The following is a 26,618-nucleotide window of genomic DNA, read 5'->3' as shown; positions in this document are numbered from 1 at the left end:
GGCGACTTAACAGCTAACTAAGTGAACCAGTCCGTTACAGGATCTTGATTCGTTATATAAGTGCTAATAAGGTATTCCCTAATAAGGCGAATCTTAGTAGCGGTTTGAACTCCATCTGGCAGTTCATGTAATTAATATATGCTTCCGGTGAGTTACCGTCAACACTTTTTGATTAGTTTTTCTAATATTTTGTTGCGATTTTTACTAACGTACTGATTTTGAAATATTATCAGCACTAAAAAATTGTACTCTGTTTTATTACATAAGAGATAACAGTTGATAATCTAATGTCATTCAACTGTATTTCTGTTCTTGCTCTTATATATATAAGGGCGGAAAACGTATTTTCAAGACTGAATCAAGTAATACGTCGCTTAAATGAAATAACGTTAATTTTCTGTTTTGCTTATCACATGGTGAATAATTAAATAGAGGGGATATGGTTTTTTAACAATGACTGCGAACTACGACACACTATCTATTATCAGTAAATAGTAGAGATCAAAACTGTGACCATTCGCATTATTTATAGCGTGATAACGTTTACAATTGGTTACAGTATTTATCATGGAGTTACATCATGTCGTCTTACTTAGGGTTATCAAGCATAGATATTGCAGTCTTTGTTGTATATGTGTTAATTATTATCGGGGTCGGGTTATTCGTTTCTCGTAATAAAAAAGGTCAGACTAAAACCACGGAAGATTATTTTCTAGCGGGTAAATCTTTACCGTGGTGGGCGGTGGGGTCATCATTGATTGCTGCAAATATTTCAGCCGAACAATTTATTGGAATGTCAGGCTCTGGCTATTCGATTGGACTCGCTATTGCTTCTTATGAATGGATGGCGGCACTGACGTTAATTATTGTGGGTAAATATTTTTTACCTGTCTTTATTAATAAAGGTATTTACACCATTCCTGAATTTGTTGAACAACGCTTTAATAAAAACTTGAAGACTATTTTAGCGGTGTTTTGGATTGCACTGTATGTGTTTGTAAACTTAACCTCGGTATTGTATTTAGGCGGGTTAGCACTACAGACTATTCTGGGTATTCCTTTGATTTACTCTATTTTAGGATTGGCTCTTTTTGCATTGGTTTACTCAATTTATGGTGGTTTATCCGCAGTCGTATGGACTGATGTTATTCAAGTGTTCTTCCTTATTGTCGGTGGTTTAATTACAACCGTGATGGCGGTATTGTATATTGGTGGCGCTGATGGATTATTTGGTGGTTTATCTCGTATGGCTGCCGCAGCTCCTGAACACTTTACAATGATCCTTGATCAAGACAATCCGCAATACATGAATTTACCGGGTATTGCAGTCTTAATTGGTGGCTTATGGGTGGCGAATCTTTATTACTGGGGATTTAACCAATATATTATTCAGCGTACTTTAGCGGCAAAATCTATTGGTGAAGCTCAAAAGGGTATTGTTTTTGCAGCATTTTTAAAACTCATTGTACCGTTCCTTGTGGTTATTCCAGGTATTGCAGCTTACGTTATTACTCATGACAGTGCTTTACTTGCCGGTCTAGGTGATATTGGTCAAACAAATATTCCTAGCTTTGCTCACGCAGATAAAGCATACCCATGGTTAACGCAATTTTTACCGATTGGTCTAAAAGGAATGGTTTTTGCTGCACTTGCTGCTGCGATCGTGTCATCGCTCGCGTCAATGCTGAATTCAACCGCAACTATTTTCACGATGGATATTTATAAAGAATATATTTCACCTAATTCTAGTGATAGCCAATTAGTGAATGTTGGCCGTGGTAGTGCAATTATTGCCTTGGTTATTGCATGTGTCGTTGCGCCAATGCTAGGTGGTATCGGGCAAGCGTTCCAATACATTCAGGAATATACAGGATTAGTTAGCCCAGGTATTTTAGCGGTTTTCTTATTAGGTTTGTTCTGGCATAAAACGAACAGTAAAGGGGCGATTATTGGGGTGTTATTATCAATTCCATTCGCTTTATTCTTGAAGTTCATGCCATTGAATATGCCGTTTCTTGATCAGATGATGTATACCTTATTATTTACTATGGCAGTGATAGTACTGGTAAGTTTAGGTAGTGCAACATCATCATCAGACGATAAAGCAATTGATTTAGATCCAAACATGTTTAAAACCGATAAGATGTTTAATATTGGTGCCTATGCCATTTTAATTATTCTTGCTGTGCTTTATTCTGTGTTCTGGTAATAACATTAGCGTCATGTTAAATAAAGATAGCGAATCATGAGGTTCGCTATCTTTTTAATATCGTTAATGAATACGACACTTATTTTGTTATCGATGGTAACGATTACAAAATAATAGTTAAATGACACGAGTGATTATTGATATGTCTGAAACCTTGATTCCTAATATTGTTGAGTTTATGGGAGCGGTTGATCCGTTTGATAAGCTAAACCCTAAAACATTACGTGATGTCGCGGGAATGATCACTATTCGCTATTTTGGTAAAGGTGAGGTGATTGATTTACAAGAAAGTGATCAACTGTATTTATTGCGAACGGGCGCTGTTGAACAACGCAATCTTGATGGTACGTTACGAGCAAAATTAGCAGCGGAAGATTTTTTTGGTTTTTCTCGATTAACTCAGCAAGAGACCAATACCGCCAGTGATCCTTATACCATTACGGTTATTGAAGATACCCTAATTTATTGCTTGTCTATTAATGCATTATTAACCAAATTAAATGATCAGCCGAATGCTTTAGCACATTTTGCTTCACATGCACAAAGTCGTCTTCGCAGTGGATTAAATGTTGTGTGGTCACAACATGAAAAAGGGCTGTTTTTTAAACCGATTATGGACGTGCTTAATCCTCATATTGTTTTGGTTGAAAGTACTCAAACCATTCAAGCGGTTGCTAAAGCGATGCATGTGAGCACGAATTCATCTTGTGCCTTTGTTATGCAACATAATGAATTTATTGGTCTGATTACAGATAAAGACATGACGAAGCGCGTCGTTGCTGAAGGTATCGCTATCACCGAGAACATTGCCGTCGTTATGACGAAAACGCCTTATAGTGTTAAACGTGAAGATTTGGTGATCACGGCGGCATCGTTGATGATGCAACACGGTATAAAGAATATCCCTGTGGTAGATAATGGCGTTCCAATCGGATTAATTACCCCCTCTGATTTAGTTCAAAACCACCGTATTCAAGCGATCTTTTTAATTGATAAAATTAATAAAATTGAACGTCTTGATCAGCTGGCAAAGCTTGCTATTGAACGACAAGCTATTTTTGAAGCCTTGGTTGAAGCGAAAGTGACTGTTAGTGTTATTGGTCAGGTCATGGCAATGATCATGGATGCTTATAATCGTCGGTTAGTGATGATGGCAGAGGCATATTTAGGGGCCGCACCTTGTGAATATTGTTGGATTGTTGCCGGTTCTCATGCCCGTAATGAAGTTCATATGCTGTCTGATCAAGATAATGCGTTGATTTTAGCAAATGATGCGACTGATACAGATAAAGTCTATTTCCACCATTTAGCGATGTATGTCAGTAAGGGAATGGCGTTGTGTGGGTATGAGCTTTGCAGTGGTCGCTTCATGGCCGTGACGCATAAATGGTGTCAGCCACTCGCAGTATGGAAAGCGCACTATCAAAAATGGGCGGTAAACCCTGAATATGATTTATTATTGGAAATGAGTGTCTTTCTTGATATGCGTTATGTGACGGGTAATCAACAGCTGGTCGATGAGTTACAAGCGTGTATGTGTAAACAGCTGGTTCATAATGCGCGTTTAATCTCAGCCTTGGCTCGTAATACGTTGGTACAGAAAACACCGCTGAGTATTTTTAGAAATTGGGTATTAGTAAAAGAAGGTGAAAATGCCAATACGCTTGATATTAAAAGTGCCGCATTAAGTATTATTGTGAATTTAGTGCGTGTGCAATATTTACAGTTGCTATCACAATTATACAGCGCAGAAGGAAGTGTTGTGTATAAAACCAATACCGAAGAAAGATTACAGGCATTGTTTGAACATAATGTGATAAATAAGGCGACGTTCAAGGATTTATTAGCGGCATTTCAATTTATTAGTCAGATCCGCTATAGCCATCAACTGCAAGCATTACAGCAAGGTAAAATACCTAATAATCATATTAACCCTAATGCGTTTAATAGTTTTGAACGCACACATCTACGGGAAACGTTTAAGTTGATCACCAGCTATCAAGAAGTCATTAAAATGAAATTTTGTTAAGCATGAAGAATAATCATATTTTCAGCCGATCTCCGTGGAGTGTATGGTGGCAGCGCTTATTGGGAAATCCATTAGGTGATTTGGAACAGCGACGAATAACGCTGTTACAACAGCGGCCTGACTTACCTGATTTTATTCAAGCATTGTTTCGTGCGCCGCTACCTCAATCATTAACAGTGATTAATCAATGGCCATTGTTAGCGATTGATTTTGAAACTACGGGCTTTGATGCTCAGCAAGATGATATCTTATCGGTAGGCTATGTTGCTATGCAGATTAATGCGATTGATCTGAGCACCAGTGTCAGTGAATTAATCAATTCAAGTGCAACAATTAAACCTGATAGTGTGGTGATCAATCATATTGATCATGCGCAATTATTACAGGGACAGCCACTTGATGAGGTGATGATGCGATTGCTGGTGGCTTTGACGGGAAAAATAGGTATTGCTCATGGTTGTTTTATGGAACAAGGTTTTATCAGTGCGTATCTACAACATAAATATCAATTAAATGATTGCCCGCTACTGTGGCTAGACACGTTACCTTTGTATCAATCTTTATATAATAATCAAATATCACACCAAGATGCGCGTTTAGGCAGTGCGCGGCATAAGTTAGGTTTACCTGAGTATCAAGCCCATGATGCCTTGTTTGATGCTATCGCATGTGGTGAATTATGTATGGTGTTGGTACATAAAATTTACGGTAATAAATCCCCGACGCTTAGTCAGTTACTTAAACGTTAGTGTTACTTATTTTAAGCTTTAGATCTTAGTTTAAGATTTAGGTGCCTTTCTTTATTCATTCACTGTCGCTGTTATTCTGCATTGATCACTTAATTGCACATCTAAACAACACGCTATGCATAGATGCTCTACACTCAAATTAAAGCAATAGTGTGTTTTGGTTTGCTAGTAAGGGATTGGATAGCATGGGTGTCATTATAAGACGCTATTTACCAGTAGTGATTTTATTGCTGTTTGCAGGATTATCGGCCGGATTATTATTAAATCGGCCTCAGCCTCAGCAAAAATTGATTGAAAATATTGTACCAGTGCTTGATGTGATGCAAGTGAAAAAGCAGCAATTACGTTTTAGTATTCATTCTTATGGAATGGTAAAGCCTAAGCATCAAGCAGAGTTAGTGGCACAAGTCAGTGGCATTGTTAACCGCTTAACGCCTGCTTTTGCTGTTGGGCAATTTGTGCAAAAAGGACAGGTGTTAGCGTATTTAGACGACGATGATTACCACGCTGATCTTGCTCAGGCGCAGGCAACGTTAGCTCAAGCAAAAGCGAAACTTGAACAAGAAATCGCCCATGGGATTGTAGCAAAAAAGAATTTACAGCATGTGGCCGTCGCTAAGCAGTCAGCGTTAGGATTACGCATTCCACAACGAAAACAAGAACAAGCGAACGTTAAATTTGCACAAGCAGCATTAGCCCGTGCCCAACGCAATGTTACCCGTACAAGTATTACCGCGCCCTTTGATGGTTTAATTACAGAGAAAACCGTTAATATTGGCACTCATGTCAATGTTGGCGAGCAACTTGGGCGCATATTTGGTACAGATATCGCTAGAATTCGTCTTCCTGTGACACCACAAGCTTTTTCATTCCTCGATACAAACGCACTCAATACTCACGTTATATTAGCCTCAGAGCGCCTTGGTCAGCCTTATCAACATTGGCAAGCTGACTTTATTGGTACTGAAGGGATCATCGATCAGCAAAGTCGAATGGTTTATCTCATTGTTGATGTGATCGATCCTTATCAATTGCAATTATCTCGTTCGCAACGAACGGATATTCTAAAATTTGGGACGTTTGTTACCGCAAATGTTGCAGCCAAGCCGATTGATAACGCCATTAAATTACAACGTCACATGGTGAGAAATGATCATGTAGTCTTGGTTGATAGCAATGGCTTAACTCAGATGCGGAAAGTCGTTATTGCGCGTACTGATCTTGATCATGCTTATATTAGTGCTGGATTAGATGAAGGTGAATTAGTGTCACGAACTTGGCCTGATAATCATTTAGATGGCACAAAAGTGACGCCAATCTTAAATATTCCTTCATCATCAGTAGCACAAACACAAGCTCATTCTAAAGCTACTGAGAACGGAGAGTAAGGAATGGAATCATCAGGGATCATTGCTTGGTTTACGCGTAATCATGTTGCCGCTAATTTATTGATGCTGCTGGTGATGATCGGTGGTTTATTTTCAATCAATCTTATTAATAAAGAGATATTTCCTGCCTTTGGTACTCATAAAATTACTATTGCCACTCAATATACAGGGGCTGCTGCGGCCGATGTAGAACAAGGGATCATTGTTAAAATTGAACAAGCTATTGATGACCTTGCTGATATTAAGCGGGTGACGGCTGTTGCCAACCAAGGAAGTGGGGTTGTTACGGTTGAACTTGATAATGATGCTGATCTTAATAAAGTTTTAGATGAGGTAAAACAGCGGGTTAATAATATTACGACATTCCCTGCTCAAATGGAGCCGCCCTTGATTCAACGGGCGGAATTTATGAGTAATGTGATGTTTTTATCAATATATGGTGATTTGAGTGATCGACAACTCAAACGTTATGCTCAAGTTGTAAAAGATGAAATTATTCAGCAAACCAGTGCGACAGCGGTGACGGTAAGCGGAATAAGAAATGATGAAATAGCAATTGAAATAGCCGCACACCAACTGCGTGATCATGACGTTACCATTGAGCAAATTGCACAGGTATTACAACAACGCTCATTGGATTTACCCGCTGGTGCAATTAAAGCCCAAGATGGTGATGTATTAGTTCGCACCACAGAACAACTTTATCAAGGCGATCAATTTGCCAATATTGTTTTACGCACGAACGCGGATGGAAGTCGATTACGCCTGTCTGATATCGCTACCGTCATGGATGGTTTTGTTGAGCAATCGGTGCTTAATCGGTTTAATCAACAACGTGCTGCGGTGATACAAATTCGAAATCTTCCTAATCAAGACGCAACGCTCATCTCCCAGCAAATCAGTGATTATGTGACGAATAAAAAGGCGCAATTACCCGCTGGCATTCATATTGATAAATGGGCTGATATGTCACACTACCTTGAAGGGCGGCTTAATATGATGCTGTCTAATATGGTGTATGGCGGATTATTGGTGTTTATTATTCTCGCTATTTTTCTTGAAGTGAGATTAGCGTTTTGGGTAATACTTGGGTTGCCTTTTTGTTTTCTTGGCACGTTACTGTTTATGCCATTTGAGATGATTAATATCTCCATTAACTTATTGTCGTTATTTGGGTTTATTCTCGTACTGGGGATCGTGGTTGATGATGCGATTGTTGTTGGAGAAAGTGTTTATTCAGAAGTAGAACAAAAAGGACAAACGGTTAATCATGTTATTCAAGGGGCGAAGCGAGTCGCTATTCCTGCAACCTTTGGGGTATTAACGACCATGGCTGCATTTGTGCCAATGCTGTTGTCAGATAGCCCTCGCACTGAATTTTTTAAGGCCATTGGATGGGTGGTTATTTTATGTTTAACTTTTTCCCTGATTGAATCTAAATTAATTTTGCCCGCCCACTTAGCTCGATCGCGCTTAGTACAACAACGATCTTGGAACAATCCTATTGTGCGAATGAAACAACGCTTTAATCAGGCGGTAAATAAGTTTATTCATGTTCATTATCGACGTTTTATTGGTTTGGCCATCGTGCATAGATATAGTGTCTTAGCGACATTTGTTGGTGTGTTGTGTTTAGCGTTGGCATTAGTGTTCAGTGGACAATTACGGTGGGTGTTCTTTCCTAAGTTGCCGTCTGATTATATTCAAGTGCGGGTGGAAATGAATGATTCTAATTCAAAAGCAAATAATATTAAGGTTATTAATCAATTAGAACAGGCATTGTATAAAACTGATGAAGAAATTTATCAGCAGCAGGGTGTGCATGTGGTGAAGCATAGCTTTGTTAATATGCGAGATAACAATAATATGTTTGTGTTGGTTGAATTAGAAAAAAGTGAAAGTTTACCGATCACTAGCTTTGAGATTTTAAATAAATGGAAACAATATATTCCACCATTATCTGGTGTTAAAACTATTGCATATGAAGCATCTATTGATCGTCAAAAAAGTGATATTCAATACCGTTTGCAAGGCGAGAATAGTCAGCAACTATTACAAGCGGCTACGCAATTAAAACAGCAACTTGAACGTTACCAAGGGGTATTTAATGTTGAAGATGATTTATCCGCGCCAACACAAGAGATTAATATAAAGTTAACGCCAATTGGGAAAATCTTAGGTTTATCCGTCGCGAATCTGACCAATCAAGTTCGACATGCTTTTCATGGTATTGAGGTTCAACGTATTTTACGCAATAACGAAGAAGTGAAAGTGATGGTACGTTATCCTGCTGATGAGCGTCGTAGTGTCGGTTATTTACAAAATATGAAAGTGGTTTTAGCTAATGGTACGTTGGTGCCATTTTCTGAAGTGGCAACCATTGATTTTATTTCAGCACTAAACAGTATTAATCGGGTAGATAAACGTCGAACATTGATCGTTAGTGCAAATGTTCACAAAGGTAAAGCTTCTCCATCTGAGATATATACCATTATAAATAAAGATTATTTACCGTTATTACGTCAGCAATATCCAACCGTTAACATTCAACTTGATGGGCAAGCAAAAGAAGAGTCTGAAACGAAAGTTAGCCTATTTCGTGATGCGGTATTAGCACTGGTTGCTATTTTTGCATTAATGGCGATTCCATTGCGATCATACAGCCAACCGTTGATCATTATGTCAGTGATCCCCTTTGGTATTATTGGTGCCATTGCTGGGCACTATTTTGCGGATATTTCACTTAATTTACTGAGTGTGTTTGGTATTTTGGCATTGTCTGGTGTAGTGGTGAATGATTCTTTAGTGCTGGTGGTATTTATTAACCGTGCTTTGGAACAAGGTATTCCTCTTTATGATGCCGTTATTGATGCTGGGTGCTGTCGTTTTCGTGCCATTGTACTAACGTCACTAACCACCTTCTTTGGCTTGGCGCCTATTTTACTTGAAACGAGCTTGCAGGCACAGATTGTGATCCCTATGGCAACATCATTGGCATTTGGGATCTTATTTGCAACAGTAGTTACTTTACTATTAGTGCCTGCTCTATATTTAATTTTGAATGACATCAAACAAGCTTGTCGGCGTTTATTACATTACTGGTGGCGTCCACAGCTTGATAAATAATGTCTTTTTTAAAAACCAAAGCCAACTCCAGCGGCAATGCCTGAGTTATGTTGACTATCATCAGAAGCGGCTAAAGTAACAATGGCATGTTGGCCAATATCAAATTTACCACCAATGGCCATTGCTGATTGGTTGCCATAATTTGCGACACCCATACCAAGAGTATAATGATAACCTTGGCGCATTGGGATTGATGTCATCGCCATTGCACTTGCAATACCCGCATTAGCTTGATCGTGTACTTTTTGAATGTCGTGAGTTAGTAAGTTCACTTTTTGATCTGTATATTCATTCGCGGCAGATAACGTAGCCGCTGATTTATTATTGGTATAAGTATTGGCTTGTTGTACTGCGTTAATACTTTGCTGATGGCTGTATTTATTTGCAGTGGTGAGTGTTGTCGCGGATTTATCATTAGTATAACTATTGGCTTGTTTTACCGCATTAACACTTTGTTGCTGGCTATAATTATTCGCAGTGGTGAGTGTTGTTGCAGCTTTATTATCAGTATAAGTATTAGCTTGTTGTATTGCGCTGACACTTTGTTGATGACTATATGTTTTTGCTTCGGTTAGTGTTGAAGCTACTTTTGTATTAGTATAATTTTCTGTTGTTTTTATTCCTTTATTTAATTGACTGACATTAACTGCATCGGTATCGGCGATACCTGCACTTACATGCTCTAAACGACGTTGGATTCGATTATTACCAAAGGAGACTTGACCATCAGTTGATTGTGATTGGTTACCTATTGCAATTGAACCTCGAGTACCTGTGGCATGGGCATAATTACCAATAGCAATATTGGAGGTTGATGAACGAGCGTTTGTACCTAATGCGGTAGAATAGCTACCATTAGCTTGGGCGCCAGAGCCAAAAGCAACGGCTGCATTACCAATCGCATGTGCTGTTGATCCAAAGGCTTCAGCTTGAATGCCTTTAACAATAGCCCCTGAGCCAAAAGAAGATGAACTATTACCGTGAGTATTTGCGTTTGAGCCAAAAGATGCAGATTGATCGCCTACAGCCGTTGCGGCAACACCTATTGCAACCGCAGCATCACCTTGAGCGATAGCTTGATAACCTTCAGAAACACTTGAATTACCCTGAGCACTGGCGTTAGGACCAACTGAAATAGACGTTGTACTGTTTTTCACATTGGCGTCATTACCAATAATGACATTATTTGATTGAGCCGTTGGCGTTTCAGCCATACTTGATGCAGATAAAATAGCAAGTATTAAATAGGCTAAGTGATGTTTTTTCATAATAGAGCCCCTTGTTTCTATATAGAGATAGTAGAGCAAGAGGATGCATGAAAGTTAGTAGCAGAATTTAAATAACAGAAACCAAAACTGAACAAAGCATAATCAATGGTAGAATGTGATTTTTTATGCTTTTAAAAACGGTATAAAATGTATTTAAATGGGTGCTTATGCATTTGTTGTGTGTTGATTTGTAATTTTTTCAGTATCAATAAATATTACTTGTTTCTAATTGTGGCTGTTTAGTGCTCAAGATGACTAATTATTGTTGTTTGTCTTATTGTGATGCTTTTTTTTCGCTGCGTTTTTATGTGATAAACACTCACTATAATCATTAAAGCCTTTTTTCTGGCATTCAATAACCTTTTTTTTCATTTTATTTAGTTCAGTGTTATTACGAACGGAATAAACATTACCGTTGGTACAAGTAATTGAAATTACGCCATTGGGTTCAAAATTATAGCCTTCAACTTCACTACCACAGGGATTAAATCCAATCCCGGCTCTTACACTAACTTTGGTTGGAATTGTACGTACACTTTCGGTTACACACCCTATTAATAATAAAGAAAACAGGCTTGTGATAATAAATTGTTTCATATGGTAAGTGTGCTTTGAGTGAGAATTAATAAGAAATATATTATAAATGAAATGATAATGAATATCTTGTTATGGACAGAGAATTAACAAAAGTAAAACATGCGAATATACTTTTAATTAAGAAAGCGCGTTTTATCCGCATATTTTAGTATTTTAAAAAGAATTATTCTTCGTCACTATTAATGATAGTAACGGGACCATAATAATGATGGTGATGATGCGTTGTATAATGGTGATGGTGTGTTTCTTTATGCGCAGCACCAACACCACCATGGATATGATGTCCATGTGATGGTTCATGTTCACGATATTGTTGGTGATCTTTATCATGTTTGTGTTTTTCATTATCCGCATAATGATGTTTCATTGTTTCATTGTTTCATGCGTTGATTCTTTTGTTTTTTGAGTTGCCATAAATACCTCTATTTTATGATATATCTGGACTCAGTAAGCGTAGTTCATTTTTAAATAGAAAGGGTTGTTTGACTTTTTTTTATGCACTTTTGAGATGTAAATAAAATAATTTTAATTTCATTTTTAACGTAACCAGTTGATTAATATTATTTTTCAAGTTTATTCGTGGTTGTATGGAAAAGAGATAGTTATTCTTTATGATCTAAAAAAGAGCATTAATTAATATTGTTGCTATATGGAATTAATGTTTTACATTCAAATTGTTCGCAGAGTCACACTGTAAGTGCTATAACGTTGGCTGTTTAATGATACGGAATACAACATGAATCTCGATGAATTTAAAATATTATCAGTAGTGCTTATTTTTATTACTACTGTACTTGCGGGATTGTATCCGTTTCTGCGTAAATTTAAAACGACACGACCATTAGAATCACCGGCGGCAGAAGCCTTGGCATCGGGTGTTTTTCTTGGTGCTGGTCTGATTCATATGCTGGGTGATGCCTCAAAATCATTTTTAGATCATGGCATTGAATACCCGATAGCGTTTGTATTAGCCGGCAGTGTATTCTTATTATTATTATGGTTTGAACACTTAGGTCGTCGTTTAGATGAACATGGCGACAGTAATAGCCCTGCGTTTGCTATTCTCGCAATGGTTATTTTATCCATTCATTCGTTACTTGCAGGTACTGTGCTTGGATTAAGTGGCTCTATTACTATGATGGTGATGATTCTCATTGCTATTTTAGCGCATAAATGGGCGGCAAGTTTTTCATTGGCAGTGCAATTAAGTAAAAGTCGACTGTCGTTACGCCAATCTTTAATTATGTTTGCGCTCTTTAGCATAATGTTGCCTATTGGGGTTGGGTTAGGATCGGGGATTTTAGAATATACTGATAATTATCCATTATTAGAGCCGATCTTTTATTCATTAGCTGCGGGCACATTTTTGTACCTTGGTACATTGCATGGCTTAAAACAATCGACGTTGGTTGATAAGTGTTGTGATTTAAGAAACTTTACCTTTGTTGTGATTGGTTTTGCATTAATGGCCGTGGTTGCTATTTGGGCTTAATTTTTTACCATGCGAATATCTTGTCTTATTGTCCGCGTTAGTTCCTTTTAGCTAACGCGGAACAGCCTTTTCTGAGCAATAATCCTACTGTTATTACATAATTACGTACTTGAGTGAAGAACTGATGTGCTAATTATTCAAAAGTTGATCCTCCTCACGTGCAATGGGACAAATGTCCTCATCTTAGATAAATATACCTTTTACAATTGCTTCAAATTATTAATAAGAACAAAAGGATTAACGGATGGACTTTCTTGCTTGGTTTGATATCAATAATACCCTTGTTAATTTTCCAATCGGTGACGGCTATGCAATGTCATGGATTGAAGCCATTGGTACTGTCTTTGGTCTGCTATGTATTTGGTTTGCCAGTAAAGAAAAAACCATAAATTTCTTTTTTGGTCTTATTAATGTCACCTTATTTTGTATTATTTTCTTCCAAATTCAATTGTATGGATTGTTGCTACTACAAGTGTTTTTCTTTGTTGCTAATGTTTATGGGTGGTTTGCATGGACAAGACCAACCAGTGAGGGTGATAACTTAGAAGTTCGGTGGTTAAGTAAGCAAAAATTAGCTATGACAGTGACGTTAAGTGTGATTGCGATTGGGTTGCTAACGGTTTATATTAACCCTGTGTTTTTTGCTTTAGCTAATTTAGCGGTAGATGTGTTAAATGTTTTCGGTGCTAATTTAGCGGCTCCAACATTACAACCTGGCGCGTTCCCATTTTGGGATGCAACTATGACCGTACTGTCTATTGTTGCTCAAATTCTGATGACACGTAAGTATGTTGAAAATTGGATTGTGTGGGTGATTATTAACATCATCAGCGTCGGTTTATATGCCGCACAAGGTGTGTATGCACTTTCTATTCAGTATGCGATTCTGCTCTTTGTTGCTGCGAATGGCGCCCGTTGCTGGATTGCAATTGCTAACAGAAATAAACCACAAGCTAAGAAGGTTATCGCATGAATCAGCAACCACACTTATTAATCAGCCACGGTCAGATTGCCACTGGTATTTTAGTCTGCGGTGAGGCAGATAGGGTTAATCGCATTGCAGAACGTTTCTTAACAAATAGTGTGTTAATTGCTGAAAATCGTGAATACCGTATCATTAATGGCGACTATCAGGGTAAGCCCGTTACATTGTGTAGTACGGGGATGGGCGCACCATCAATGATTATTGCTTTAGAAGAACTCAAACGCTGTGGCGCTGAATATATTATCCGTGTTGGTTCAGCAGGGGCACTGCAATCAAATATTGGTTTAGGTGAACTCATTGTTGCCGAAGGTGCAGTGAGAGATGAAGGTGGCTCTAAAGCGTATATTCCAAGTGAATTTCCGGCTATTGCTGATCATCAATTGGTTCACTTATTAAAAACGGATTTATCGCAACAGAATATCAACTATCATAGTGGCATTGTACGTTCTCACGATAGTTTTTATACCGATGATGAAGACAGTATTTGTGAGTATTGGCATAAAAAAGGCGTATTAGGGGCTGATATGGAGACTTCTGCCTTATTAACGGTGGGTCGTTTACGTCAACTAAAAACAGCCGCAATTTTGAATAACGTGGTGCTTTATCAGCAGAATGTAAGTGAAGGGATTAGTGCTTATGTTAATGAAGCTGAAGATATGATTAAAGGGGAACAGTTAGCTGCCCATACTGCGCTGAATGCTCTTATTAAGGTTGTTTAAGTCTATTTAATCACCAAATTAATAGCCCGATTTTTATAAATTGGGCTATTTTAATGTGCACTATACATTTTCCTATTCAGTGTCATAAAAACCCGCTATCTTGATTTAAAATGAAATAACAGTGATATGCGCAATGCAATTGACTCCTTCCACCTCAATCCGTTTTAGTGATTACCTAACCCAACATTATGCGAGCTTTCGCCAAGCACTATATAAGTGTCAAATTGGCAGTAAACGCTACCAAATCGGCGATGCTATCATGCAGCAAGGCCAGGATATTACTCAGTTAATGATTGTGCCTGTTGGACGAGTGTCGATGCATATTTGTGCTGTTAATGGGCGTCGTTTTCAATTAGGAGAGATGGACTGTAACTATAATGTCTTTGGTGAAATGGAGTTCTTTACTAAAACACCATGCCAATGGTCTGTTGTTGTTGAAGAAGCGATAGAAATTGATATTCTTGATATAAAAAAAGTAGAGAAATTACTGTTAGAATGCCCTGAATTTAGTTTGTTTTTTGCTTCTGCATTGGCGCTGGATTACCAAGACTCGCTTGATATTTACACTTATCGTTTATTACATCCCATTACTTACAATATTGCATTTGATTTACTTCAGCACGCCAGTAATTCGATGACCCTTGGTCGATTTAATAAAGCAGATAAAGAAGCTGAACGGTTTGGTACATCAAGCCGTGCTTATCGACGCGCATTAAAGACATTGATTCAGCAAGGATTAGTTGAGAAACAAGGTTCTGAGCTTATTATTGTGGATTTGGCTGGGTTACAGAAGTTTGTAGATCACTTTGAAGATTATGAATTATCGTAAGTTGTTTCTGAGTTTTTAAAATAACAATGGCGACTGATTAAGCCGCCATTGTTTGATGTTATTACTTGATATTTATGATTACGCATAATGTTATGCGTTGATAACTTATCACGGCTCAGCTAGACCTATTTCTGTTCAGCTAATAGATCAATAAAGAACGCGTATTCTAGTGCATCTTCACGTAATGCTTTAAAACGACCCGATGCGCCACCATGACCTGCTTCCATATCAACTTTAAACAATAGACGGTTATCGTTCGTCTTAACATCACGCAGCTTAGCAACCCATTTCATCGGCTCGAAATACTGTACTTGTGAGTCATGTAAACCCGTAGTCACTAATAGGTGAGGGTAGTCATGAGCGGTAATATTATCGTAGGGTGAATAGCTCAACATATAGTCGTAGTATTCTTTGTGGTTTGGATTACCCCACTCATCATACTCGTTAGTTGTCAGCGGAATTGATTCATCCAGCATGGTGGTAACAATATCAACAAACGGTACATGTGCCGCGATACCGCAGTAAAGCTCAGGTGCTTGGTTGATAATCGCGCCCATTAATAAACCACCCGCAGAGCCACCGACAGCGAAGATCTTGTCTTTAGCGCCATAGCCTTGTTCTACTAATGATCGGGTAACATCAATAAAGTCATTAAAGGTGTTTTGCTTGGTGAGTTTCTTACCATCTTCATACCAAGGGCGGCCCAACATTTCAGAACCACGAATATGCGCAATCGCATACACAAAACCGCGATCTAATAAGCTTAAACGAGTTGATGAAAAGCTTGGGTCAATGATAGCGCCGTATGATCCATAACCATATTGATACAACGGGTTAGTGCCATCTTTTTTAAAGCAATTTTTACGATAAACCAGTGATACCGGAACGGATTTACCGTCGCGAGCAGGCACCATAATACGTTCAGAGTGGTAATTATTCGCATCAAAATCACCGAGGATTTGTGCTTGCTTGAGTACTACATTACTGCCATCGTTAAGATTAAAATCGTAGTGAGTACCTGGTGTGGTCATGCTTGAGTAATACAGGCGTAATTTGTCTGAATCAATCTCTTTATTACCGTAAAGATAAAGTGTGAATGCTTCATCGTTGAAATGTAATTGCTGCTGCTGTTGAGTGTGCAGATCATGCACAGTAATGCGAGTTAAGCCATTCTCACGCTGCTGATATACTAGATAATCATTAAAGATCTCGTAATCTTCTAGCATTGCCCCTTCTTGAGCAGGGATCACGTCTTGCCAATGATCTTTATTGGCGATATCAGTTGTAGCCACTTTCATTAAACGGAAGTTAACCGCTTTATAGTTAGTGTGAATATAGAACCAGTCATCAAGCTTGGAAATGCTGTATTCCAAGCCAACTTCACGATCTAAGAATGAGATCGCTTGCGCATTGGCATCGTTAGCATCAATAAAAGAGACAGCACTGGTTTCTGTGCTTGAATGCCAGATATAGATGAGTGAGTTGTCTTTACTTTTACCAATTGAGGTATAAAAAGTCTGATCGGTTTCTTCAAAAATTAACTGATCATCAGCTTGTGGTGTACCTAAGCGGTGACGATAAACCTGATAACCTAATAAGGTTTGTGGATCTTTGTGAATATAATAAAACGCTTGGTTATCATTTTGCCAAGCAACAGAGCCACAGGTTCCCGTGATTTCATCAGCAAGATATTGACCTGTGGTGATATTTTTAATTCTAATAGTATAAATACGACGGCTTACAGTGTCTTCACCATAAGCTAATAAATTTTCATTAACACTAATACTGACACTGGAAACATCATAGTAATCATGCTCAGATGCGAGTTGGTTAAGATCAAGTAATACTTGTTTATCGGTGCCCGCAAAATCAGTCGCACGTACTGAAATAGGGTATTCATTATCGCCAGAGACTTCACTTGAATAGTAATAACTGCCTTGCTTTACAGGGACGGTATTATCATCTTTAATAATACGTCCTTTTAGTTCATCAAATAATGTCTGCTGTAATGCAGTGGTGTGTGCCATTACTGCATCTGTGTAACTATTTTCAGCATTTAGATGCGCGATGATCTCAGGATCAGTGCGGCTGTCATCTCGCATCCAATAGTAATTATCAATACGCGTATCATTATGGATGCTCATCTCATGGGGGATTTTCTTAGCAACAGGGGCTGTCACGGCCTGAGTGTTGCTATTACCATGAGATGTCGCTGATGTTGTGTCGTTCAAAGTGTTGTCCTTTTGTGGCTACTGGGTGAGATAAACCACTGAGTAAAACCAATAGATACAGCAATATTATTTGCTTTGATGGTAATAATCTTGGGGCTATTGGTGGCTTTTTCAATCCTTCGTTTTACAAAATAGAATGACTAATGGCTACATGAATTGAAGATGCTTATTGAGAGGAGAAAGCAGAACAGTAATTGATGTTTTCATTATTGAGTTATCTAACTGAAGTTATTGGTTTTTATATGATTTATAAAAGAGGGTTACATTTATATTCTTAACATATAAGAATGAATAAAAACGGCTAATCAAGCGTGATAAAGATCACAAAAAATACAGGGTAACTATTTATGATGAAATAAGATTATGATCGAATAAATTGTTATTAAATGAAAAAAAGACGTGTTATTGCAGTAAGTGTACTGATTTTTGCTGGGCTGATTGGTGTAAGAGATCTGTATATGACGTTAGAACCTCAACATGAGGTTAACGTTAATGGTAAAACACTACATTTAGGTCAGGTATATTCTCAACATTTATTGTCGACGGTTGTTATTACGAGTAATGAAGAAACACTGCTAACGGTAACCGCACCGATTACAACGATCGTTAAACAACTCACAACCGAACTCAATAATGATGTAAATGAGGCAAATAAAACGCTTTCTGCTGGTGAAAAAATGCAGTTATCAACAGCGTATTTTAATACTAATATTACTCTTCATTTATCAACCGTAGTGACTTATAACACTCAGCATTATGCGTCAGTTTCAATGCCATTAGAGACGGTAGCCGTTAATTATACCGTTAATGATGCAGTGCAATTTAATGATATTATTGAGTTAGTGCAACGTTATCAAAAGAGTACTCAGAAGATATTTAATAATAATTGTGATTTTATAAACTAGAGAGTTACAAGCAATCATAATAGGAATCAAATACCGTTATTAAATTGATTACCAGTAAAATTGTGATGATCGTTTGATTCTGAAATTTTATGATTGTTTGTTTTTAAAGACCATAGATACTTTCATTTACTTTTGATTTTAATTTAAAGAAAATATATGAAAGTAAGTAGACGTTCATTTATCCATTATGCAGCTTCAATGTCTGTGTCTGCCGCAGCATTAACCAGTATGGGAGTGATGGGGCAACCGATAGCGCCTAAAAAGAATAATGTGTTGTTTATTGCCATTGACGATCTTAATGATTGGATTGGTGCTTTAGGTGCGCATCCACAAGCAAAAACGCCTAATATTGATCGTTTGTTTCATCGTTCAACTGCGTTTATCAATGCTCATTGCCAAGTGCCTGTGTGCGGACCTTCGCGTACAGCTTTATTAACGGGAATGAGCCCAACGACAACAGGGCTATACACCAATAAAGAGCTAGGTATAAAACCATTTTCGCCTGTTGCTGAGTCTGTTTTAGGTAGTTCTCCCGTCTTACCACAGCACTTTAAAAGTAACGGCTATTACACCATGGCATCAGGGAAAATATCTCATCATGGTACTGCGGATTTTCGTCATGCAGAGCAGTGGCATGAAGAAGTGCCACTCTATGTTATCGGCCCTCGTGATGCGCATATTTTTGCCAATGGTTACGGCTATGGTTCATACGGTAAAGATGATCATAAATATTATCCATTCCCTGTAGGTGGGGGACAAATTATTCAATCTGAACACTATGGCCCAGGTACACCGGGAATGTCTTTATGCAGTGGTGCGTTAGAACGACGGGATATTCCTAATGGTGGTGTTATGCCTGATGAATATTTTGCTGATTGGACGGTTGAACGGCTTAAGAAAACCTATGATAAGCCGTTTTTTATGGCGTGTGGCTTTATTCGTCCACATGTACCTTACACTGCCCCAAAAGAGTATTTTGATTTATTCCCACTTGATGATGTGATTGTGCCTGACACAATAAGCAAAGAAATGGCTGATATTCCGTTATACGGTAAAGCGTTAGCATTGGGGATCATTCCAAATGGTGATGCAGCAGCGGTTGAAAAAACAAAGATGCGTAAAGAGCTAGTCCAAGCTTATCTCGCCTGTATTGCTTTTGTTGATGCACAAGTGGGTAAGTTGCTTGATACCCTAGAAGCCAGCCCACATGCAAATAATACCACCGTCATCTTTTGGGGCGATCACGGCCAGAATTTTGGTGAGCACATGAATTATCGCAAGCAAACTTTATGGGGAGAATCAACGCGAGTGCCGCTATTAATCAGCGAAGCAGGGCAGAAGCAAGGGCAAGTATGTCGCCAAGCGGTAAGTTTGCTTGATGTTTATCCAACTCTGGTTGAGATGTGTGGTTTACCGAAAGTTGCCACTAATGAAGGTATTTCACTGGTGCCATTACTTCGAAATCCAAACTTTGATCGTAAAATTCCTGTCGTTACTACTTATGGTTATCAATGCCATGCGATTCGTGATCAGCGTTACACCTATATTCGTTATCGTGATGGTGGTGAAGAACTTTATGATCGCAGCGTTGATGCTGACGAACATCATAATTTAGCCGCCGATAAGCAATACCAAGCGATTAAAACCAAGATGGCGCAGTGGTTACCCAAAAATGAAGTATTACCGTTTGGAATGAAAGACTTTGATAATGAGGGAGGTGATTTTATTACCAAGATCCTCGCTAAATTTGAAAATAACGGTATTCCAGCATACTTGCAGTAATTCCAAGTAATGAAAAGCCACTGTGTTGTTGACGCGGTGGCTTTTTTATTTTGGGACAGCCATAACTTTGCACATCAATAATGAGCTACTACACTTAAGCTTCAAGTTGCTTATGGTGAAATGAATGACAATCTCAAGACGCAAATTGATAGAGCCTCAAATTACGCCTTTTTACCATGTAATTAATCGTTGCGTGCGTCGTGCTTATTTGTGTGGAGATGACCCATACAATGGCAAGAACTATCACCATCGTCGTGGTTGGATAGTAAATAAAATCAAACAATTAGCCTCTGTGTTTTGTATTGATGTTTGTGCTTATGCGGTGATGAGTAACCATTATCATTTAGTGCTAAAAATAGACATAGAACAACAGCAAAAGCTAACCCCTGAAGAGGTAATATCGCGTTGGTTACAGTTATTTAATGGTCATCCTATCGCGGTTGATTTTTTAAAAGAGGGTCAAATTGGCTCGGATAAACAACAAGCACTATCAAATTTAGTGGCTGAATGGCAACAACGATTAGGTAGCATTAGCTGGTTTATGCGTTGTCTTAATGAAGAAATAGCACGAAAAGCCAATAAAGAAGATCAATGTAAAGGAGCTTTTTGGGATGGGCGGTTTAAGTCTCAAGCGCTACTGGATGAACAAGCGTTACTATCTTGCATGATGTATGTTGATTTAAATCCGATAAGGGCGGGTGTTACACCATCATTAGAGCAATCAGATTTCACCTCGTTCCAGCAACGTATTCTTGAATATCAGCAAGTTAAAGCCTCTAGTTCAAAGAAAGAGCCATTAAGTGTTAACCAATTTCAACTATTACCTTTTGTTGGTGCTGAGCATCAAGCTAAAAAAGCAGGCATAAACTTTGCTTTTACTGATTATCTCGAACTTATTGACTGGACTGGTCGGTGTATTCGAAATGATAAAAAAGGCTTTATTGCACCTAATCAACCCAAGATTTTACAGAAAATGGGAATAACACCAGATGCTTGGCTTGAGCACAGTGAACAATTTATGGAACATTATGCCAATGTAAGCGGTAGATGGTCCCGAATGTGTGCATTCAAACAACGTATTGGTGGGCATTGGTGTAAAGGAAAGTCTGCGAGCCATCAGTTACATCCTAATTAAACATAGTTTCTTATAATTAGATGAACATACTGCAATAACCGTCAGGATTGTAGGCGTTGTTGATCTTGAAATATGGGAATAGGGTTGATTTAACAAATAATCATCAATAATGAGCTGTAAGTTTTAGCTTTGGGGTTTATTGCTGGTGGAATGGCTTATTTTTGGATAGATCTGTCTAAGTAAAGATATGGCTGTCCAATTTTTTTCAAGCTAAAACCGCAGGGATAAACTTTGCTTTTGCCGATTATCTCGAACTTATTGATTGGACTGGTCGCTGTATTCGAAATGATAAAAAAGGCTTTATTGCACCTAATCAACCCAAGATTTTACAGAAAATGGGAATAATAGCAGATGCTTGGCTTGAGCATAGTGAACAATTTATGGAACATTATGCCAATGTAAGTGGTAGATGGTCCCGAATGTGTGCCTTCAAACAACGTATTGGTGGGCATTGGTGCAAAGGGAAATCAGCGAGTCATCAGTTACATCCTAGTTAAATACTTTTTATAATCGAAAGAAAAAACTGCAATAACCGTCAGGATTGTGGGTGTTGTCGATCCTGAAATATGGTAATAGGCTTGATTTAACAAATAATTATCAATAATGGGCTGTAAATTTTAGCTTTGAGGGTTTATTGCTGGTGGAATGGCTTATTTTTGGATAGATCTATTTAAGTAAAGATATGGCTGTCCAATTTTTTCGTTTTTTAATATTGAAGGAATAGCACCTTTATAACCTATGAAACCGAGAGTTGAGAGCTGTAATGCAACTGAATTTATATGATTTGAGTCACATTAAATGAAATCGTTTAAGAAACAACAGGATTGGTTAATAAATAAGATTGTCAAAAGAGAAAACATAAATAGAATGAATGCATAATTTTACTTTTTGATATGCATATTAATTATGAGCCTGATTGATTCTTTAATGACTTATTTTCCAATAAAATCAGCTGATTCCCACTCAGTGTCTCAAAAGCAACTTGGGTTAGATTTTATTCATACTTATATTCATCAAAATGGTGAATGTGACATTTTCTCAAAAATCGTATCCCATCGTATGGCACAGATCCAAACCTGTGAAAATTATAGCGGAAATTTACACCAAATATTTACCAGTGATATATCTAATCAAATATGTGGTCATGAGCTCTTAGATGGACTACCTGAAATTTATCTTGATATAGAGAAACTCGCTATTTCTCTATTCGGTAATATTTTATATTGCTGGGCTGAATATGAATCATATAAAATTATTAGCCGTGTACAACAATATCAAAACAACCATATGGCGGCGCTAAATAATGTACATACATGTGCGCCAAATGAGTTTATTTCAGAAATTGTAATGCATATTGAAAAAGATGAACGTCTATTTATGACTCATCATTATAATAAACCGATGCTTCTGTCTGATGCGATTGTTTTAACCAATATTGAAACATTCATAAAAGAGCAGCACTGGTATGAAATGCTGTTCTATTTAGAATTATCACAAAAAGGCCAACATTTTGTTATGTTACAAGGTGATGAAAGCGGTTTAGCAACTATCACTTCGACGGCATTGATTCAAGGTTGGGAACTAAGAGACAATTGGCTGACATTTGATCCATTTTTCCAAAATAGCCGCTGGCAAGTTGATGTAAATGAAAAGAAATTAAATGCACTACGTCAGACAGGAGTTTTTTCTGATGCGCTTAGCTTTACCTTTCATCCATCTAGTATCTTGGAATTTGAATCTCAATTAGTCGATACACTAATTGATTATAAAGCCATTTGCGAGGTATTAAGATTGACGGTTAGTGGACCGTTAGCTAAACGGTCATTCTTTTTGTATCAGTGTCAAAAAATGATAGCTCAAGCTCTTTGTGAACGAGGTTACGATATCGTCTTTACTATTATTGAGCAGCCTACAATGATCTTGTTTTATAATGCATTAAATCAAGACCCTCATCTAATGCCATCTTACATTAATACCGGTTATCAGGATGTTAATGGAAATGGCTGTATTACGTATAAAGGTTTTTGGTTAACAAAATGCATAAACGAAGGTTTTAAGAAAAATAGCTATAAAGATTATAAAAAGAAAATTGTAGCTATGCGTAAAGTGATGAGAGAGACAGTTAATGTCTGATATTTTTTATTTATTTTTATCCATGTCACGAGTCGCATTATTATTTTTTGCAGCTAGTATTGTTTTAGTTTGGATTGGATATTTTGGCTTTACTTTATTTACCTCTCGGTCAGGTGTTAAACAGAGCGTGTATTATCCCTATTTAGCTTATTCTATATTTATCGTCTTATGGATATTGTCTAACGCTTATTTTCAATCAGCATTACTTACTTTTTTTAGTGAAAATACGGCTGTTAAAATGGCGCTTTTTGCTAATTTTACCTCTTTTGCTGCTTTTATCTGTGCTTATATCTTCTCATGTAGTTTGATTTCTATACGCTTTAATAATAAACTTTTATCACACCAGAAATTAATTTGTATACTTGTATCACTTTACTCTTTGATTGTTAATTTATTACCTAACCAGACAGTTATAGATGTAAAGATTATAGCAGCAGGGGATTTTGCAATTACATTTGGCCCACAAGCATCAGTGCTTTTTTTTTGTGGTGGGGGGCTTTTAATATTAACGTTTCGTAATTTTCTAATTTATAATCGCTCTAATTCTGTTCTTATACAGAAAAAATCTCAGTATATGATTATGGGTATGGTCATCTTTATGATAACCACACTGATAGTGCATTCGTTTGTTCCTTTTGCTATTGGTGATTTTTCCCTTGCTTGGCTACCACCGACACTGGCTATTTTTGAAACGCTTCTAATAGGGTATGCGTTGCTGTTTAATCGGTTCTACTCTCTACGTTATATTATATTTCAATGTGTTAGTATATTAAGTAATCTATTTCTTTATTTGTTAACTTATTCATTTTTTTCAACTCTTTTTTTTGGTAACGATCCGCTATTTATTATTTTATTAATCGCCTTAGTAGGATTTAGCTGGCAATTATCATTAGCTCAAATTAAGCGAGGGGTTAATCGATTATTCTACGGAAAGGATGGGAATCCGTCTGAAAATATTCAAAATGTTATTTTTCATTTTCAGCACTCAACTGAGCACGGTATTATTCGTCTAAACGAATTGCTTAATACTAAGAGAGGACAAATTCTAAATATTAATAGCTATTCTGAATTTGCAGCATTTAAAAAATATTTTGCAGGTAATTACTCAGTATTGGTAAAAGATGAATTGGAATTTCAGATTCAGTATGAAACTCATACCGGGCTTAGTAATATTCGCCAGCTTAAACAAGATATGGATGCCAACAATTCAGCATTGGTTTTACCTATTGTGGGTCTAAATAGTGATATAACACATCTCTTTATGGTGTCAAAAAAAGACCATAATAGTTTGTTCTCCAGTGAAGAAATTGAGGCTCTACAAGTTCTATTTGAACAAGCTAATCAATACATCCGCTCAGAAGAACAAGTAAGGAAATCACAAGTATTAGCGGGTTCTATCGCCCATGAGATTAGAAATCCATTATCAAAAATTCAATACCATTTTGAGCGTATTGATACTGATTTATTTAATGTCAGTAATAACTCGGTACATCCTTTTTTAAATGAACAAATGAAAGATTTCTATAAAGAGCTAACTGAAAGTAAAAAAGCGGTTCAGCTTGGTAGCCGATTTATTGATATTATTATTGATGAGATTAAAGGTAATAGCATTAACCCACAGACGTTTAGTGCACATTCAGCTAGTCGATTAATAGAACAAGCGTTGAATGAATATGGCTTCGCTGGAGATTCTCATCAAGCTAGAGTAATAGCTAATACTCAAAATGATTTTCAATTTTTGGTGAATGAGACTCTATTTAGCTTTGTGATATTTAATCTAGTTAAAAATGCAGTTTATTATTTTTCACAATACCCATTGAGTACGCTTTCTATTCATCTTGAATGTGGCGAATTAGAAAACTACATCATTGTTACCGATACGGGACCAGGTATTGCTGATAATGCCATTCCACATATTTTTGACGAATTTTACACCTCAGGAAAAAGTAATGGCACAGGGCTTGGATTAGCATATTGTCGTCGTGTAATGAATGCTTTTGGGGGGAATATTCACTGCCAATCAAAATATGGCAGCTATACTCGCTTTAGATTAACTTTTCCTATTATTAATGAAGAACATATTCCTGAGAATTTGTTTAAGGAACTAAAAGAAGCATTAACTGGCAAACAAGTTCTGGTGATGGGTCAAAAAGAAAATACCACTCTCATATCATCTCTACTTTCTGGCTTTAATATCCTTGTATCTACCTTTGATAACTGGGAGAGTGCAGCTAAACATATTGTTAATAACAAAGTGGATTTTGCGATTTATGATCTTTCTTTATCGCCAACGCAATTTGAAGCATTTAAGAACATCCGTTCGGGTGATTTTGGTAGTAACGTACAGAAAATTCCATTAATTGCATTGTCCTGTGAAAATACAAAAAATACCCATTTTGATACTAATATTTTTCAGGGTGACTTTAAGGTCAGTGACAGTCCGATGTTATTTGCTCAATCATTAAAATTACTGGTCGACAGTGGATCACTCAAACCTCTAGGACATTTGATTGGAAAACGTGTATTAGTTGTCGATGATATGCAAGTTAACCGAATGCTGGTACAAAGCTATTTAACTAAAGAAGGGATCATTGTATTACAGGCTAATAGTGGGAATGATGCATTACGCATCGTCGAGCAAGAATTACCTGATCTCATTTTGATGGATATCCATATGCCAGAAATGGATGGACTGGAAGTGACTCAAATCTTGCGACAAAAGGGCTGTAATATACCTATTATTGCTCTGTCTGGTGAATATTGTAATAAAGTAACGAAAGATATTAATCAATATATGAATGATCATCTGATGAAACCTATTATTCGCCAACAACTGATACAAAAACTTCAGTATTGGATTCCTGAATCAGAGGCCAAGGAAATGATTGTAAAACGAGATGATTGTATTAATCACTCCATATAATGGTGATTTTATATGAATAAGTATGTGAGCTTAAAAATTCACACAAAATAGTCGTCAGTTTTAATCTGCAACGATAGGTTCAAACTACCGTGAATGCCCGCGAGAGCGATAGGGAATC

At 37.3% G+C, this 26,618-nt stretch carries 19 protein-coding genes; 15 read left to right on the top strand and 4 right to left on the bottom strand.

The genetic code is table 11. The features are described 5' to 3' along the window. Positions 1–580: 580 nt before the first annotated feature. From C9J51_RS00460 to C9J51_RS00440, 5 genes are all read left to right on the top strand, one after another. Positions 581–2,209, top strand: a complete 1,629-nt coding sequence (locus tag C9J51_RS00460; RefSeq protein ID WP_045040153.1) for a sodium/sugar symporter — start codon at positions 581–583, stop codon at positions 2,207–2,209. Positions 2,210–2,351: 142 nt separating this feature from the next. Beyond that, entirely contained in the window at positions 2,352–4,238 is a 1,887-nt protein-coding gene (locus C9J51_RS00455; RefSeq protein ID WP_045040165.1) for a DUF294 nucleotidyltransferase-like domain-containing protein, read from the top strand. A gap of 2 nt (positions 4,239–4,240) precedes the next feature. Then, entirely contained in the window at positions 4,241–4,987 is a 747-nt protein-coding gene (locus C9J51_RS00450) for a 3'-5' exonuclease (RefSeq protein ID WP_052668079.1), read from the top strand. Positions 4,988–5,172: 185 nt separating this feature from the next. Next, positions 5,173–6,375: an efflux RND transporter periplasmic adaptor subunit gene (locus C9J51_RS00445; protein WP_045040154.1), complete on the top strand. Its 1,203-nt coding sequence runs from the start codon at positions 5,173–5,175 to the stop codon at positions 6,373–6,375. A 3-nt stretch (positions 6,376–6,378) separates the two neighbouring features. Beyond that, positions 6,379–9,501 (top strand): efflux RND transporter permease subunit, encoded by a 3,123-nt coding sequence (locus C9J51_RS00440; RefSeq protein WP_107274779.1) that lies wholly within the window; start codon positions 6,379–6,381, stop codon positions 9,499–9,501. Positions 9,502–9,509: 8 nt separating this feature from the next. On the opposite strand, the gene C9J51_RS00435 is transcribed toward C9J51_RS00440, so the two are convergent. The 3 genes from C9J51_RS00435 to C9J51_RS00425 form a co-directional block, all read right to left on the bottom strand. Continuing rightward, complete coding sequence (locus C9J51_RS00435; protein ID WP_045040155.1) at positions 9,510–10,769, bottom strand: YadA-like family protein; 1,260 nt, start codon at positions 10,767–10,769, stop codon at positions 9,510–9,512. Between the two features lie 255 nt (positions 10,770–11,024). Then, complete coding sequence (locus tag C9J51_RS00430) at positions 11,025–11,366, bottom strand: hypothetical protein (RefSeq protein WP_170073301.1); 342 nt, start codon at positions 11,364–11,366, stop codon at positions 11,025–11,027. A 163-nt stretch (positions 11,367–11,529) separates the two neighbouring features. Beyond that, positions 11,530–11,733, bottom strand: a complete 204-nt coding sequence (locus C9J51_RS00425) for a hypothetical protein (protein ID WP_045040157.1) — start codon at positions 11,731–11,733, stop codon at positions 11,530–11,532. A 369-nt stretch (positions 11,734–12,102) separates the two neighbouring features. On the opposite strand from C9J51_RS00425, the gene C9J51_RS00420 reads away from it, so the two are divergent. The 4 genes from C9J51_RS00420 (at position 12,103) to C9J51_RS00405 (ending at position 15,391) form a co-directional block, all read left to right on the top strand. Continuing rightward, positions 12,103–12,858 (top strand): ZIP family metal transporter, encoded by a 756-nt coding sequence (locus C9J51_RS00420; RefSeq protein ID WP_107274778.1) that lies wholly within the window; start codon positions 12,103–12,105, stop codon positions 12,856–12,858. Between the two features lie 244 nt (positions 12,859–13,102). Further along, on the top strand, positions 13,103–13,831 hold the full coding sequence (gene pnuC / locus C9J51_RS00415) for a nicotinamide riboside transporter PnuC (RefSeq protein WP_045040158.1): 729 nt from the start codon (positions 13,103–13,105) through the stop codon (positions 13,829–13,831). After that, positions 13,828–14,562, top strand: coding sequence for a nucleoside phosphorylase (locus tag C9J51_RS00410; protein ID WP_045040159.1), 735 nt, complete (start codon positions 13,828–13,830; stop codon positions 14,560–14,562). The genes pnuC and C9J51_RS00410 overlap by 4 nt, the downstream gene beginning before the upstream one ends. Before the next feature lie 133 nt (positions 14,563–14,695). Further along, positions 14,696–15,391, top strand: coding sequence for a Crp/Fnr family transcriptional regulator (locus C9J51_RS00405; protein WP_045040160.1), 696 nt, complete (start codon positions 14,696–14,698; stop codon positions 15,389–15,391). A 125-nt stretch (positions 15,392–15,516) separates the two neighbouring features. Here C9J51_RS00405 and C9J51_RS00400 read toward each other — a convergent pair whose 3' ends face one another. Beyond that, positions 15,517–17,622, bottom strand: coding sequence for a S9 family peptidase (locus C9J51_RS00400; RefSeq protein ID WP_244907456.1), 2,106 nt, complete (start codon positions 17,620–17,622; stop codon positions 15,517–15,519). A 386-nt stretch (positions 17,623–18,008) separates the two neighbouring features. On the opposite strand from C9J51_RS00400, the gene C9J51_RS00395 reads away from it, so the two are divergent. The 6 genes from C9J51_RS00395 to C9J51_RS00375 all read left to right on the top strand — a co-directional run bounded on the left by C9J51_RS00395 (position 18,009) and on the right by C9J51_RS00375 (position 26,500). Next, positions 18,009–18,527, top strand: a complete 519-nt coding sequence (locus C9J51_RS00395; protein WP_107293008.1) for a hypothetical protein — start codon at positions 18,009–18,011, stop codon at positions 18,525–18,527. A 156-nt stretch (positions 18,528–18,683) separates the two neighbouring features. After that, positions 18,684–20,309: a sulfatase gene (locus C9J51_RS00390; RefSeq protein WP_107236533.1), complete on the top strand. Its 1,626-nt coding sequence runs from the start codon at positions 18,684–18,686 to the stop codon at positions 20,307–20,309. 124 nt (positions 20,310–20,433) lie between these two features. Then, complete coding sequence (locus C9J51_RS00385; protein WP_045040161.1) at positions 20,434–21,444, top strand: transposase; 1,011 nt, start codon at positions 20,434–20,436, stop codon at positions 21,442–21,444. Positions 21,445–21,779: 335 nt separating this feature from the next. Next, entirely contained in the window at positions 21,780–21,941 is a 162-nt protein-coding gene (locus C9J51_RS19420) for a hypothetical protein (RefSeq protein WP_164838166.1), read from the top strand. A gap of 409 nt (positions 21,942–22,350) precedes the next feature. After that, positions 22,351–23,577 carry an acyl-homoserine-lactone synthase gene (locus C9J51_RS00380; protein WP_045040162.1) on the top strand — a complete coding sequence of 409 codons (1,227 nt, stop codon included), beginning with the start codon at positions 22,351–22,353 and terminating at the stop codon, positions 23,575–23,577. Beyond that, positions 23,570–26,500 (top strand): hybrid sensor histidine kinase/response regulator, encoded by a 2,931-nt coding sequence (locus tag C9J51_RS00375; protein WP_107250781.1) that lies wholly within the window; start codon positions 23,570–23,572, stop codon positions 26,498–26,500. The genes C9J51_RS00380 and C9J51_RS00375 overlap by 8 nt, the downstream gene beginning before the upstream one ends. The last annotated feature ends 118 nt before the right edge of the window (positions 26,501–26,618 follow it).

It is taken from the genome of Photobacterium iliopiscarium, from assembly GCF_003026395.1.
GTDB classification, from domain to species: domain Bacteria; phylum Pseudomonadota; class Gammaproteobacteria; order Enterobacterales; family Vibrionaceae; genus Photobacterium; species Photobacterium iliopiscarium.
The sequence above is the reverse complement of the archived record's forward strand: the minus strand, read 5'-3'. Positions and strand labels throughout refer to the sequence as shown.

What these genes read in the sequence shown, in the direction of transcription:
- C9J51_RS00395 (WP_107293008.1), top strand. Translation starts at nt 18,009, where the DNA reads ATGAAAAAAAGACGTGTTATTGCAGTAAGTGTACTGATTTTTGCTGGG.
- C9J51_RS00440 (WP_107274779.1), top strand. Translation starts at nt 6,379, where the DNA reads ATGGAATCATCAGGGATCATTGCTTGGTTTACGCGTAATCATGTTGCC.
- C9J51_RS00430 (WP_170073301.1), bottom strand. Translation starts at nt 11,366, where the DNA reads ATGAAACAATTTATTATCACAAGCCTGTTTTCTTTATTATTAATAGGG.
- C9J51_RS00435 (WP_045040155.1), bottom strand. Translation starts at nt 10,769, where the DNA reads ATGAAAAAACATCACTTAGCCTATTTAATACTTGCTATTTTATCTGCA.
- C9J51_RS00375 (WP_107250781.1), top strand. Translation starts at nt 23,570, where the DNA reads ATGTCTGATATTTTTTATTTATTTTTATCCATGTCACGAGTCGCATTA.
- C9J51_RS00455 (WP_045040165.1), top strand. Translation starts at nt 2,352, where the DNA reads ATGTCTGAAACCTTGATTCCTAATATTGTTGAGTTTATGGGAGCGGTT.
- C9J51_RS00405 (WP_045040160.1), top strand. Translation starts at nt 14,696, where the DNA reads ATGCAATTGACTCCTTCCACCTCAATCCGTTTTAGTGATTACCTAACC.
- C9J51_RS19420 (WP_164838166.1), top strand. Translation starts at nt 21,780, where the DNA reads ATGGGAATAATAGCAGATGCTTGGCTTGAGCATAGTGAACAATTTATG.
- C9J51_RS00420 (WP_107274778.1), top strand. Translation starts at nt 12,103, where the DNA reads ATGAATCTCGATGAATTTAAAATATTATCAGTAGTGCTTATTTTTATT.
- C9J51_RS00445 (WP_045040154.1), top strand. Translation starts at nt 5,173, where the DNA reads ATGGGTGTCATTATAAGACGCTATTTACCAGTAGTGATTTTATTGCTG.
- C9J51_RS00425 (WP_045040157.1), bottom strand. Translation starts at nt 11,733, where the DNA reads ATGAAACATCATTATGCGGATAATGAAAAACACAAACATGATAAAGAT.
- C9J51_RS00385 (WP_045040161.1), top strand. Translation starts at nt 20,434, where the DNA reads ATGACAATCTCAAGACGCAAATTGATAGAGCCTCAAATTACGCCTTTT.
- C9J51_RS00410 (WP_045040159.1), top strand. Translation starts at nt 13,828, where the DNA reads ATGAATCAGCAACCACACTTATTAATCAGCCACGGTCAGATTGCCACT.
- C9J51_RS00450 (WP_052668079.1), top strand. Translation starts at nt 4,241, where the DNA reads ATGAAGAATAATCATATTTTCAGCCGATCTCCGTGGAGTGTATGGTGG.
- C9J51_RS00380 (WP_045040162.1), top strand. Translation starts at nt 22,351, where the DNA reads ATGAGCCTGATTGATTCTTTAATGACTTATTTTCCAATAAAATCAGCT.
- pnuC (WP_045040158.1), top strand. Translation starts at nt 13,103, where the DNA reads ATGGACTTTCTTGCTTGGTTTGATATCAATAATACCCTTGTTAATTTT.
- C9J51_RS00460 (WP_045040153.1), top strand. Translation starts at nt 581, where the DNA reads ATGTCGTCTTACTTAGGGTTATCAAGCATAGATATTGCAGTCTTTGTT.
- C9J51_RS00390 (WP_107236533.1), top strand. Translation starts at nt 18,684, where the DNA reads ATGAAAGTAAGTAGACGTTCATTTATCCATTATGCAGCTTCAATGTCT.